Source organism: Maribellus sp. YY47, assembly GCF_023111095.1.
Classification (GTDB): Bacteria; Bacteroidota; Bacteroidia; order Bacteroidales; family Prolixibacteraceae; genus Draconibacterium.
The window spans coordinates 1-12,560 of the sequence record NZ_JALGYW010000033.1 but is presented as its reverse complement, the minus strand read 5'-3'; the positions used below and the strand labels follow the sequence as shown (position 1 = coordinate 12,560).

Genomic DNA, 12,560 nt, shown 5'->3' with positions numbered 1-12,560 from the left:
TGACTCCGGAAATTTTGATTGGGGGAGACAAACTTCCTTTTTGTTTCAGAATATAGAAATGGGTAAAACTCCGTGTGCCTTTCTGAGAAACTTAGTGTTCTCTGTGGTTAAAAGTCAAAGAAACCGCAGAATAAAACCAGAGAGAAAAGCACAGAGTGCCACAGAGATTCAGCAGGGAGGAAGATTGCCCATGCTCTTCCAATTGTGGTGGGTGAGCTTAACTTGACCGGCTGATTTTAAACTGATTTTTAAACCTTCAGTAAGCCGGGGCCTGTATGTAGCAGTAATTTTTAGATTACATTATCTTTGTTGAAAAATTGAAAGAAGTTGCAGGTGTTTTGAACTTCTTTAATCCTGAAAAATATAAATCTATGTTGCCGAAAATTAATCCGATGGAAACAAAAGCCTGGCAGAAACTCGAAGAAATGTACTTCGATTTCGAAGGCACGCATATGAAAGATCTGTTTGCGCAAGATGCCGACAGGTTTGAAAAATATTCACTCAAATTTGAAGATATCCTCTTGGATTTTTCAAAGAACATTTTAGACGATGAGGTAAAAGCTGCTTTGCTTGAACTGGCCGACGAATGTGGCTTGAAAGCTGCTGTTGAAAGCATGTTTACAGGCGATAAAATCAACGCTACCGAAGATCGTGCGGTGTTGCATGTGGCCTTGCGTAACCGCAGTAATACTCCGGTTTTGGTAGACGGCAAAGATGTGATGCCCGAAGTTAACGCCGTGCTCGACCAGATGAAAGCTTTTTCAGAAAAAGTAATTTCGGAAGAGTGGAAAGGATACACCGGAAAACCCATTACTGATGTGGTAAACATTGGTATCGGAGGTTCTGACCTTGGTCCGTTGATGGTGACAGAAGCGTTGAAGCCCTATAAAAATCACCTGAAACTGCATTTTGTTTCGAATGTTGACGGAACACACATTGCCGAAACCTTGAAAGCCGTTGATCCTGAAACGACCCTGTTTATTGTAGCTTCGAAGACTTTTACAACGCAGGAAACCATGACCAACGCCAATTCGGCCAAAGACTGGTTCCTGGCATCGGCCAACGAAATTTCGCATGTAGCCAGGCATTTTGTGGCCGTTTCAACCAATGCTGAAGCTGTTTCTGCATTTGGAATCGACACCGCCAACATGTTTCGTTTCTGGAACTGGGTAGGTGGTCGTTACTCGTTGTGGTCGGCCATTGGCTTGTCGATTGTATTGGGTATCGGATTCGATAATTACGTGGCTTTGCTCGAAGGAGCGCACGCCATGGATAACCATTTCCGTACAAGTGATTTCGATAAAAACTTCCCCGTAATTCTGGCATTGATCGGCATCTGGTACAATAATTTTTATGGTGCCGAAACTGAAGCTATTTTACCATACGACCAATACATGAACCGTTTTTCAGCCTATTTCCAGCAGGGAAATATGGAAAGCAACGGGAAATACGTTGACCGAAACGGCGAGCAGGTCGATTATCAAACCGGGCCAATTATCTGGGGAGAACCCGGAACCAATGGTCAGCATGCTTTTTACCAGCTGATTCACCAGGGAACCAAGTTGATCCCCTGTGATTTTATTGCATCGGCGATTAACCACAACCAGTTGGGTGATCACCATCAGAAATTGCTGGCAAATTTCTTTGCGCAAACCGAAGCAATGATGGTGGGTAAAACCGAAGAGCAGGTGACTGCCGAATTAAAAGCCGCCGGCAAATCAGAAGCTGAAATCGCGGCACTTTTGCCTTTCAAAGTATTCCCGGGGAATATTCCAACCAACTCTATTTTGGTAAAAAAACTCACACCTCATGTTTTAGGTGCATTAATTGCCATGTACGAACATAAAATATTTGTACAGGGCGTTATCTGGAATATTTACAGTTTTGATCAGTGGGGAGTTGAGCTTGGAAAACAGCTCGCTAACGCCATTTTGCCAGAACTTCAGGGAGACGGGAAAGTGACCGGACACGATGCTTCGACCAATGGCTTGATCAATGCATGGAAAGCAATGAAATAATTTTCGCATCGAAATTATACACGATAAAAGGGACTGGCTAAGATTTTAGTCAGTCTTTTTTTGTGCGTTTTCGAACAAATTTTCGTGGTTTGGCGTATGCGAGGAAAAACCAAATACAATTTGTATGAACAGCGAAAAAGTTTGGAACATTCCCAATGCCTTAAGTCTTTACAGGATCATTGTTTTTCCATTCGTAATGTTCCTGGTGGTTTCCGGAAACGAAGAGTGGTTTGCCATTTTCCTGTGCATCAATTTATTTACCGATTTTCTGGACGGCTTTATTGCCCGAACCTTTAACATGGTGACCAAACTTGGCGCCCGGCTCGATTCGCTGGCCGATTACGGCACTTACATTTTGGCATTTACCGGAGTGTTGACCTTTAAAAAGGCAGACTTGACCGGCAATGCCTGGATTTTATACCTGTTCATCGCGATGATGCTGATGACACAGGCCGTTCATTTTCGGAAATTCAAAACCTTTTCCAGTTATCATTTGTATTCCTTTAAAGTTACCGGCTATCTCCAGGCACTTTTGTTTTTTACCTGGTTCTTCGTCGGTTTTTGGGAAGCTTACTATTATTTTGCTATCGGATTTGGAATACTTGCCGAGTTGGAAACGATTACCATAACTTTTTTGCTAAGGGAACGGCGTTCCAATGCCCAGGGCTTGTACTGGGTGCTAAAACAAACTCCGGTTACTGCAAAATAAAGCATTCCTGATCTCAGGAAACCTCCAACAGAAATGAAAGTAAAGATGTGTACTTCTGTCCTGGATTTATTTTTATTTTTTTAAAGCAGAATATCCAATATCCAACTTCGCTGATTTTATTGGATATTTTATTTTCAAAATTGACTTTCAGAAAAAACAAAAAATATAGCTATGCGAGTTGGCCCGTCAGCTTTTCGAATGTTTTTTTACACGAAGCTCCTTCATACAAAATTTCATACACCGTCTCCGAAATGGGCATGTTTACTTTGTACTTTTGGTTGATGGCATGGATCGAAGCCGCTCCGTAGTAGCCTTCAGCAATCATGTTCATTTCCAGCTGGGCTGCTTTTACCGAATAACCTTTCCCGATCATTGTCCCGAACATGCGGTTGCGGCTAAACTGCGAGTAGGCCGTTACCAGCAAGTCGCCGAGGTAAGCCGGACTTTTTATGTCGCGGTTGATGGGGTGAACGGCATCCACAAAACGTTTCATTTCCTGTATGGCACGTGATATAAGCACTGCGTGGAAATTGTCGCCGTAACGCAAACCATGAGCAATTCCGGCTGCAATCGAAATCACGTTTTTCAGCACAGAAGCATATTCGGTGCCCCAGATATCGTCCGAAAGGGTAGTTAAAATGTATTCGCTCTGAATCAGCTGCGCAAATTTTTCGGTTCGTTCTTCATCGATTCCGGCAATGGTCAGGTACGAAAGTTTTTCGAGTGCTACTTCCTCCGCATGACATGGGCCGGTAATAACGCCCATCATATCGAGTGCCACGCCAAAATGTTTGTTCAGGTATTCAACAACCAACAGATTTTCCTCCGAAACAATTCCTTTAATTCCCGAAAGAATATATTTCTCGCTGAGATCGGTTGTTAATCCTTCAAAAACGACGGGCAAAAAAGCAGACGGAATAGCGAGTACCAAAATGTCGGATTCTTCGGTAATTTTATTGATGTCGCTGTAAAAGCTGATTCGGGAAGTATCAAATTCCACATCTCTTAAGTAACGCGGATTATGACTGTATTTTTGAAAGGCTTCGATGGTTTCTTCCCTTCTGATAAACCAGTTTATCTCTCCCACATTTTCCAACAGCATTTTTGAAATGGCAGTAGCCCAGCTGCCGCTTCCAATAACGGCAACCTTGTCTGTTTTAATATTCATCTCTCATTTCCCTTTGGCGCAAAAGTACAATTTGTAATCCCAAAAATCCAAGGAATGGAAGGAAACAACCGGAATTTGTCAGCGAATAAACCATTAATTGTTGAGAAAGATGCGTTTAAAATGGCTTGAATAACATCATAAAATGTATATTAACGGTCCGAAAACAAAAGCCAATAAATATAAACCTATGAGTAAATATATTTTGTCGCTCGATGCAGGTACCACCAGCAGCCGGGCCATCCTTTTTAATCATTCCGGAGAGATAGTAGAAGTAGCCCAGCAGGAGTTTGAACAGATTTATCCAAAGCCGGCATGGGTGGAACACGACCCGGATACGATCTGGGAAACGCAGTTGAAAGTGATGCAAGACGTGATTCGGAATGCCGGTATAACAGCAGAGCAGGTCGACGCCATCGGTATTACCAATCAACGCGAAACTGCAGTGGTGTGGAACCGTGAAACCGGAAAGCCGGTTTGTAATGCCATTGTTTGGCAGGACCGTCGAACGGCAGAATATTGCGATGAATTAAAACGCCAGGGATGGGAGAAAAAGGTGGCCGAAAAAACCGGATTGGTGATCGACGCCTATTTCTCGGGGACAAAAATCAAATGGATTCTTGATCATGTTGAAGGCGCACGCGAACTGGCTGACCAAGGAAAACTGGCTTTCGGGACCGTTGATTCCTGGTTGATATGGAAGCTGACAGGTGGAAAACAGCACATAACCGATGTAAGTAATGCCAGCCGCACAATGATCTACAACATTCACGAGTTGAAATGGGATGCCGAATTATTGGATTTACTGAATATTCCGGAAAGTATGTTGCCCGAAGTAAAAGCGAGCAGCGAGGTTTACGGAAAAACATCGGTGGACGGTTTGGAAACGGAAATACCGATTGCCGGAATTGCCGGGGACCAGCAGGCGGCCATGTTTGGACAAATGTGTATGAACGAAGGCATGGTGAAAAATACCTATGGTACCGGTTGTTTTGTGATGATGAATACCGGCGAAAAACCGATTGCCTCGAAAAATAAATTGCTGACAACCATTGGCTGGCAAATTGGCGACAAAGTGGTTTATGCACTGGAAGGAAGCATTTTTATTGGTGGCGCCGTGGTGCAATGGCTACGCGACCAGTTGGGAATCATTCAATCGTCTTCCGAAATTGAAGGACTTGCCCGCCAGGTAGACGATAATGGCGGAGTTGTATTTGTACAGGGATTTGTGGGGCTTGGAGCGCCGCACTGGGATCAGTATGCCACAGGAGCCATAATCGGATTGACACGCGGAACCGGAAAAGCCCACATTGCAAGGGCTGCACTCGAAGCCATCGCCTTTCGCTCCATGGAAGTGATCAACACAATGGTGGTCGATTCGGGAATTGCCTTAAACGAATTACGGGTAGATGGAGGCGCTGCGGTAAACGACTTGTTGATGCAGATTCAGGCCGATTCGATTGCGACTACGGTTGTACGTCCGAAAGTGACCGAAACTACAGCTTTGGGAGCTGCTTATCTGGCCGGACTGGCAACGGGTTACTGGAGCGACATTGAAGAACTGAAAAGCCAGTGGCAGGTCGACCGCAAGTTTATACCGTCTGAAGATAGAAGTTTTGTGGAAAAAACCATCAAAAACTGGAATAAGGCGGTGGACAGAAGTAAATCGTGGAACCAAAATTAGCAACAGCAAATTTTTTGATTTTAAAAACAATAAGAACCTATTTATATGCTAACTGAACTTTTTGGCGAGTTTTTAGGAACCGCCGTACTTGTACTGCTCGGAAACGGAGTGGTGGCAAATGTAAATCTGAAGAATACCATCGGAAACAGCAGTGGATGGATTGTTATAACAACGGGGTGGGCGCTGGCTGTATTTTGTGGCGTTTTTATGACAGCTGATCTGAGTGGAGCACATCTGAATCCTGCTGTAACCATTGGTTTGGCAGCTGCCGGGCAGTTTGCCTGGGCAAAGGTTATCCCGTTTTCGCTGGCACAAATTGCAGGTGCTATGTTTGGCGCTTTGCTGGTTTATTTGTTTTATCGCGATCATTTTAAAATTACCACTGAGCCGGGAATGAAAAGGGCTTGTTTTTGCACGGCACCCGCAATTGCCAATGCCAAAAGCAATTTCTTTTCTGAAATGCTGGGGACCTTTGTTTTGGTGCTGGGAGTGCTACTGGTTACAGTCCCCGAATTTCAGGTGGACGGAATACATACCACGAAAGTTGGTTTGGGATCGCTCGGGGCGATGCCCGTTGCCCTGGTGGTGTTTGTTATCGGGCTGAGTTTGGGCGGAACTACCGGATATGCTATTAATCCTGCGCGTGACCTTGGGCCAAGAGTTGTTCACGCTTTATTACCTTTAAATTCAAAAGACGAGAACGGTTGGGAATATTCGTGGATTCCGATAATGGGGCCGGTTGCAGGGTGTATATTTGCGGCACTGGTTCACATGTTGATATTATATTTGCTTCAGTAATGAGCTTTTTTAATATATTGTTGTTACTGTAATTAAACGTAACGTAAAGAAATATGCCACACAATTTAAGCGACAGTTCGATTCGTTTGAGAGAAATGATCGAAAAAGCGATTGAGGATCACAAGATCACACGCGATGAGTATGATAAAATCCTGAATATCGCAACCGAAGACGGTTTTATCGATGCGCACGAACAAGCATTGCTCAGCGAATTGCAGCAGATGATTGAAGACAAGGTTGTGCGTTTTGTAATCTGATAGCGAAATGAAACGTTTTCTGAAACGAATCGGCTGGCTTATGGCACTGCTGATAGTGGGGGCATTGGCTTACACTTACATCAGTTTTAATTATTATTCACCGGAAGATCCCGATGTAGAAATTGATGCGCAAAGCCTCGGCTTTTATCAGGACTCCTGGAGCGATTGCCGCGCAGCTTTTCGCAATCAGGCCGAAAATATGAAAAGCCGCTTCGACAGTGTGGAGATCTTTTCGGTTCCCTTGAAAAGCCAAACAGACAATGATCTAACCATCGATTTTTGTTATGTGCCCCCCAAAGATACGACCGAAAAACTGGTGATTCTTATTTCGGGGACGCATGGCATCGAAGGCTATGTTGGCAGCGCTGTGCAACAGATGCTGATGCAGGAATTCTTTCAGCCTGAAATGTTTTCAACTACCGGATTATTACTTGTACACGGCTTGAACGCATGGGGATTTAAACACCAGCGGCGCTTCTCGGAAAACAACGTTGATCTGAACCGGAATTTTAGCGATGATCGTACATTGTTTGAAACACAAAACGATGGATTTGTGGCGCTTTACGATATGCTGACACCCAAAGGTGAATTAAACATGAACAGCATTGGCAATCGCTTTTTTATGCTGAAAGCCATTCAGAAGATTGTACTGAAAGGTATGCCGGCCTTGCTTCAGGCCTTTGCGCAGGGACAATATCAGTTTCCTGAAGGAATTTATTTCGGAGGACAGAATTTTGAGCAGCAGGTTGAAATTCTGAAAAGTGTTTTAACCGAAAAAGCTTCATCTTACTCAATGCTGCTGAACCTGGATCTTCATACCGGCTTTGGAGAACGCGGGGAGTTGCATCTTTTTCCTAATCCTGTAGATGACCCGGTGCTGAAACACAGTATGGAAAAAGTATTTGCAGGTTACCGTATTGATTGGGGCGACTCAGATAATTTTTACACCGTTCACGGACAAATGGTGGAGTATGTGAGTAGCTTGTTTCCCGGAAAATTATCTATTCCCATGCTGATGGAATTTGGAACGCTCAACACCGGAACAACGGTGGGAGCTGTAAAATCGGCGCACATTTCGATTGTTGAGAACCAGGGGGCACACTACGGTTATAAAACACCTCAGGACAGTATTAAAGCCAAAGCCGGCTATTACGAAATGTTTTATCCGCCGTCAGAGAAATGGCGTACCAATGCTATCCATGCTTCAAAAGCGATGATGGAAAATATTTGGGAAAATTTTCAGGAATTGTAGTTCCGAAACGTTATTTCAGGATGTAGGCAACAATTACACCCAGGTAATTTCCAACGGCATAGCCGGCAATCCCAACAAACATTCCGGTTAGAATTACCTCTCTGTTTTTAAGTGCGGTGGCTACCACCGGAACAAACGGAGGCGAGCAGATCAGCGCACTTCCCGAAATGATTACGGTGTCGGCATCGATCTTAAAAAAGCGGGCAATCAGTGCATGAAGCAGGTGCGACCCAAACATGGCAATCCCAACATAATAAAACAGCGAGATGGAAATGTCGGCCAGTTTGCTAATATCGGCCATGGAAGCAACAGCCACACAGAAAATAAGGATGAGGTACATTCCCAGCTGGAACGTTTTTTTGATTCGACGGATGCGCGGCACAAACGACAGCCCAATCCCAAAAGTAGTGACCAGAATAACCACAGCGGCATTGGCAAAATCGTCGGAGAAAAGCTTACTCAGCAAAAAACTGACACCTAAAATACCTACCGAAATACCAAAAGCGCCAAGCAGCGGCCAGAAAATATCTTTTCGGAACAATCCGTCATACGAGTCGTAATCTTCAGCAATATCAATTTCACCCGTCTCTATTTGTTCTGAATTCTGCGATTTATAAGGGGGAAGAAACCATAGAAATACTTTTTGCCCGATGGTGAAGATAAACACCAGGTAAATTGCACCCAATGTCATTTCGTAGGTATGTGTAAGAATATAAATCTCCTGAGACACGTTCAGCGCTGTTTTTATGGCTGCCATATTGGGCGTTCCACCGGTGTAAACACCAACAAGCATTCCCGAAACTTTCCAGATTTCTTCAATGCTTCCCCTGAACATCCAGAATCCGACAAAAACCATCAGCAAAACGGTAAACAATCCGATAATCAGTGATCCGACCGCCTCCTTTGCCTGACGCATCCATTTCTTCACGTCCAGCGAAAACAGGATCAGCGGCAAACAGAGCATAATCGGAATACTTGAAAACAAGTCCTGCAAAAACGATATAGTATTTCTCGACACATCCTGTTGGGTAACCAGTCCTTCAGCCAGGTATTCACGCATTTTGGCAAAAGGGATATAAACCGATCCTTCTACCAGGGCATGGTAGGCGGGAGATATTTCCGGAAGTATCCCCACATTCCCGATGAAGATACCGAGTCCGTAGCAAATTAATACTGCGCCGATTTTTTTGGCGAGCGAATATTTACTTTCCAGATAAATGATAATAACGGGGGCGACAACAAAAAGAAAAATAATAAGAAAGAAATGTGTATCCATCCTAAACAGTTCGTTTTAACGGGGTGTAAAGATATCAGAAAGAGTGATTCGAACAAATTTTTGAAAAAATGCACTAACGATTTTATCCCGCGGGAAATATGTATTTGGCATACATATAAACTACGAATTTTTCAGAAATCCTTGTCCTTCTATTTTGTTTGTATTTTCCAGCCTAAAGGGCGGGGTTAAAGATAACGATGATTTTAATTGCACTGAATTTGTTTTTTCGTTTTCAGTTTTGATGGTATTGCAATTCTATTTGAAAATAGAACAGTACGGTTTTAATTAGTGAATTTTTGCCAATTCTTTTGCCGCTAGAACTAACAAAGGAGGCCGAAGCCTCCTTATAATTATTTAAGCGAATTAATAAGTGCAGCAATCGCTACTATGATCTTCACTAGCGTATCGATTATTCGCAAAATCAAACGCCCAATTGCTTCATAATTTGCACTTTTCAAATATTACCTCCTTCCCGAAATGTGAAGCAAAGCCAAAAAAAAATTTGCGGAATTGGATTTGAAAGTATAAATTTGAACTGCAAAGAAACAAAACTTGACTTTCAAGTCCGGGCAATGCTCCGGTTAAAAAATGCAGGTCCGCGACCTGTTTTTTTTTATTCGTAACGCAAGTTACAAAACATAATAGTCCACTAGAAGAAGAAATATGCAAATTCGTCAAAAGTTATCAACGTCATTGTGCCTTATTATTGACAGGCAGCATATTAACTTGATAGAATAGGTAAAAAGTTTACCAAAAGTGTAATGCTGTTTTTCAAAAACTTCGATTCAATGAATTGTGTCTGATATTGTAAGTCAGGAAAATAATAGAGAGTGATAATTCATCTTTGTCAAGACAACGATTTATTATCTTTCCCTTTCATCCACACCCAACCGTAAAAATTGTCAAATTCCCCAACGTGCTTAGCTTTCGAGAGCGGGGGTTGTTCTTTTTTTTATGGATTAGAACTTACTTTGATATGGTTTTCAATATCCAATCTCTAATGGATTTAAGAACTCCAGGATCGATGGTTTCTTCAATCTGAGCATATTCAGCTACGGCACCGCTTGTACAATGCTGGAACAAATGATTGTGGTTCTCAAAACTCAGGGTATCCACCTGCATGTTTCCTCCGGAAGTCACGGCCTGGTATATTTCCTGAAGATTCGAAACCGGCACCTGAACATCTTTGTTTCCGTTGAGCGCCAGCACCGGGCATTTAACCCTGGCCAGCGTTGGTTTGGGGTTGTAAGTCAGGAAATGCCGAAACCAGGGAGAATTTACGCTGTTGATCTTAGCATCCACCAGTTTTTTGTTTTCTTCGCTCATACCCTCGTACATTCCCTGTGTTAGTTTTGTGCGTAATTGCTCAGCAGCTTTGTCCGGGTCGCTTTCGTTTTTTAGTACATCAAACATCAGTTTTTGCACCATTTTATTTTGCTGAATCGCATAATCGGGCATGCCTGCCGCTTTTAACGACAGGTCGTTTTGCTCATAAAGAATTTGTTCCCCTGTTTCGCCCGGTCCGGCAAGCAGAACAATAAAGGCTACATCTTTCGACCCGGCAGCAACAATGGGGGCGATCAATCCGCCTTCGCTGTGCCCAATCAACCCGATTTCTTTTGGATTGATTTCCTTCCGGGTTTTCAGGAAATCAACGCCTGCCAACACATCAGTGGCAAAATCCTCGCTGGTGGATGAGCTGATGTTTCCTTCCGAACCGCCTATTCCTCGGTCGTCGACCCGCAAAACAGCAATTCCCTGGCGCGTGAGATAATCGGCAATTACCGCAAACGGTTTATGCCCGAAAATGGTTTCGTCGCGGTCCTGTGCCCCCGATCCGGAGATCATCACTACTGCCGGGCAAGTCTGAGCATCTTTCGGTAGCGTTAGTGTTCCGGCAAGTTTTAACCCCGATTTAGGATTGGTGTATTTCACTTCCTCCGAAAGATAAGGATAGGGCGGTTCTGGTGTTTGTGGTCGTTTTAATTCGTTAATTACCTTTGTTCTTTTCAGGTTTAAATCAAGTGTCAATCCGCTTTGCTGCCACTTTCCTTCGATGTAATCGGCAGACGTAAATTTGCCCGTATACATTCCCAAAATTCTAGGAATCTTCATTTGTATACTGTCGTTTTCGGTAGTAATTTGGCCCTCAATATTCGCTGCGCCCTGAAGCGGAACATCCATCTTTACTTCATATTCTCCGTCAGTTTCTGTTATCTTGAAAATAACTTCGAGCTTAACCGTTGGTAATTCCAACATTCCCGACCAGTTCCCCGAAATATCAGTATTCTGCGCCTGAGTCGAAGTAAAGGGAAAGAGAACAAACGAGAGGGCAAACAACGGACAGAGCAAGCGTTTCATCTGTATGATTTTTTGTGATTATTGTTTTTTCAGCGGTTTAATCTCCTTTAACAGGATTTCCAGTGCCGGGGAAGCCATGCCACCGTGATCAAATCCATCCAGTTCCAAAAGTTTGGTTTGCGGGTGTCCGGCCACTTTCATCATGCGGTACATGTAGGCATTTTCTTCGTAACGTCCGAGCATTTCCAGTTCGCGGTCGCCCGTGATCAACACCAGTGGCGGAGCATCGGGGCGAACAAAATAAAGTGGTGCCAACTCATCTACGATGGGTTGCGTGCCTGGGATTCCGCGTTCTTCGCGCACTGTAAAATGCGTAATGGTGTGCCCGCTAAAAGGGATGAGCATGGCAATATCGTTGGCGTCGATGCTGTATTTAGCCAGGTAATGTTTGTCGAGGCCGATCATCGATGTAAGATAACCTCCGGCAGAGTGACCTGAAACAACAATTTTTTCTTTGTTGCCGCCGTATTTTTCAATGTTGTTGAAAGTCCAGGCAACGGCAGCTGCTGCATCTTCAATGTAAACGGGGCATTTCACCTTGGGGTACAAGCGGTAATTCACCGCAACCACGGCAATTCCCTGTTCCTTTAATTTCTCGGGAATAAATTTTTCTCCTCCGGTCAACCCTCCGCCATGAAACCAAACTACGGTTATAAAATTGGTTTGGTTTTCAGGATAGTACAGATCCAGTTTACAACGCTCTGCAATGTAGTCATCGGAATTTTGTTCATCGGCACTTCGGTACGAAATATCTTTTGCCGTTTTATAGGTTGTTTGAGCGTGGGTAAGATTAACGGTGGCGCTGATCATTAGGATCAGCATTATTGAAAGTATTTGCTTCATGAGTTGATTTTTTAAGACGAATAAAGATAGAGGAAAAAGTTTCAATCGAAGAAAATCTGATTTCATAGTTGTGACTAGTCCTAAATAAGCGTTACAGATTATTGGACTAAGTTAATAGATTCACAGACCGTTTCAAAGCTAGCTTTGAAACGGTCTGTTCTTTTATAGCTTTTAATTTTAATGGTATCTTGTTTGTG

General features: G+C 43.5%; 10 protein-coding genes. 6 read left to right on the top strand and 4 right to left on the bottom strand.

The window, feature by feature from the left end:
- Nucleotides 1–371: 371 nt before the first annotated feature.
- Both pgi and MR764_RS19205 read left to right on the top strand, forming a co-directional pair.
- A complete protein-coding gene (pgi, locus tag MR764_RS19210) occupies nucleotides 372–2,018 on the top strand; it encodes a glucose-6-phosphate isomerase (RefSeq protein ID WP_247981079.1) in 1,647 nt (548 codons plus the stop codon).
- Nucleotides 2,019–2,142: 124 nt separating this feature from the next.
- Nucleotides 2,143–2,727: a CDP-alcohol phosphatidyltransferase family protein gene (locus MR764_RS19205; RefSeq protein WP_247981078.1), complete on the top strand. Its 585-nt coding sequence runs from the start codon at nucleotides 2,143–2,145 to the stop codon at nucleotides 2,725–2,727.
- Between the two features lie 169 nt (nucleotides 2,728–2,896).
- On the opposite strand, the gene MR764_RS19200 is transcribed toward MR764_RS19205, so the two are convergent.
- Nucleotides 2,897–3,895 carry an NAD(P)H-dependent glycerol-3-phosphate dehydrogenase gene (locus MR764_RS19200; protein WP_247981077.1) on the bottom strand — a complete coding sequence of 333 codons (999 nt, stop codon included), beginning with the start codon at nucleotides 3,893–3,895 and terminating at the stop codon, nucleotides 2,897–2,899.
- 187 nt (nucleotides 3,896–4,082) lie between these two features.
- On the opposite strand from MR764_RS19200, the gene glpK reads away from it, so the two are divergent.
- The 4 genes from glpK to MR764_RS19180 are packed head-to-tail and all read left to right on the top strand — an operon-like array spanning nucleotide 4,083 to nucleotide 7,883.
- Nucleotides 4,083–5,576, top strand: a complete 1,494-nt coding sequence (glpK, locus tag MR764_RS19195) for a glycerol kinase GlpK (RefSeq protein ID WP_247981076.1) — start codon at nucleotides 4,083–4,085, stop codon at nucleotides 5,574–5,576.
- Between the two features lie 45 nt (nucleotides 5,577–5,621).
- The gene (locus tag MR764_RS19190) at nucleotides 5,622–6,374 is read left to right on the top strand and encodes an MIP/aquaporin family protein (RefSeq protein ID WP_247981075.1); all 753 of its coding nucleotides are present in this window, start codon (nucleotides 5,622–5,624) and stop codon (nucleotides 6,372–6,374) included.
- 53 nt (nucleotides 6,375–6,427) lie between these two features.
- Nucleotides 6,428–6,631: a hypothetical protein gene (locus tag MR764_RS19185; RefSeq protein WP_247981074.1), complete on the top strand. Its 204-nt coding sequence runs from the start codon at nucleotides 6,428–6,430 to the stop codon at nucleotides 6,629–6,631.
- A gap of 7 nt (nucleotides 6,632–6,638) precedes the next feature.
- Nucleotides 6,639–7,883 (top strand): M14 family metallopeptidase, encoded by a 1,245-nt coding sequence (locus MR764_RS19180; protein ID WP_247981073.1) that lies wholly within the window; start codon nucleotides 6,639–6,641, stop codon nucleotides 7,881–7,883.
- 10 nt (nucleotides 7,884–7,893) lie between these two features.
- On the opposite strand, the gene MR764_RS19175 is transcribed toward MR764_RS19180, so the two are convergent.
- The 3 genes from MR764_RS19175 to MR764_RS19165 form a co-directional block, all read right to left on the bottom strand.
- Complete coding sequence (locus MR764_RS19175; protein ID WP_247981072.1) at nucleotides 7,894–9,159, bottom strand: DUF819 family protein; 1,266 nt, start codon at nucleotides 9,157–9,159, stop codon at nucleotides 7,894–7,896.
- 966 nt (nucleotides 9,160–10,125) lie between these two features.
- On the bottom strand, nucleotides 10,126–11,520 hold the full coding sequence (locus MR764_RS19170) for an alpha/beta hydrolase (protein WP_247981071.1): 1,395 nt from the start codon (nucleotides 11,518–11,520) through the stop codon (nucleotides 10,126–10,128).
- Between the two features lie 18 nt (nucleotides 11,521–11,538).
- Nucleotides 11,539–12,363 (bottom strand): alpha/beta hydrolase, encoded by an 825-nt coding sequence (locus MR764_RS19165; protein WP_247981070.1) that lies wholly within the window; start codon nucleotides 12,361–12,363, stop codon nucleotides 11,539–11,541.
- Between the last annotated feature and the right edge of the window lie 197 nt (nucleotides 12,364–12,560).

Excerpts from the sequence above, each read along its gene's own strand:
- pgi (WP_247981079.1), top strand. The coding sequence starts at position 372 with ATGTTGCCGAAAATTAATCCGATGGAAACAAAAGCCTGGCAGAAACTC.
- MR764_RS19205 (WP_247981078.1), top strand. The coding sequence starts at position 2,143 with ATGAACAGCGAAAAAGTTTGGAACATTCCCAATGCCTTAAGTCTTTAC.
- MR764_RS19200 (WP_247981077.1), bottom strand. The coding sequence starts at position 3,895 with ATGAATATTAAAACAGACAAGGTTGCCGTTATTGGAAGCGGCAGCTGG.
- glpK (WP_247981076.1), top strand. The coding sequence starts at position 4,083 with ATGAGTAAATATATTTTGTCGCTCGATGCAGGTACCACCAGCAGCCGG.
- MR764_RS19190 (WP_247981075.1), top strand. The coding sequence starts at position 5,622 with ATGCTAACTGAACTTTTTGGCGAGTTTTTAGGAACCGCCGTACTTGTA.
- MR764_RS19185 (WP_247981074.1), top strand. The coding sequence starts at position 6,428 with ATGCCACACAATTTAAGCGACAGTTCGATTCGTTTGAGAGAAATGATC.
- MR764_RS19180 (WP_247981073.1), top strand. The coding sequence starts at position 6,639 with ATGAAACGTTTTCTGAAACGAATCGGCTGGCTTATGGCACTGCTGATA.
- MR764_RS19175 (WP_247981072.1), bottom strand. The coding sequence starts at position 9,159 with ATGGATACACATTTCTTTCTTATTATTTTTCTTTTTGTTGTCGCCCCC.
- MR764_RS19170 (WP_247981071.1), bottom strand. The coding sequence starts at position 11,520 with ATGAAACGCTTGCTCTGTCCGTTGTTTGCCCTCTCGTTTGTTCTCTTT.
- MR764_RS19165 (WP_247981070.1), bottom strand. The coding sequence starts at position 12,363 with ATGAAGCAAATACTTTCAATAATGCTGATCCTAATGATCAGCGCCACC.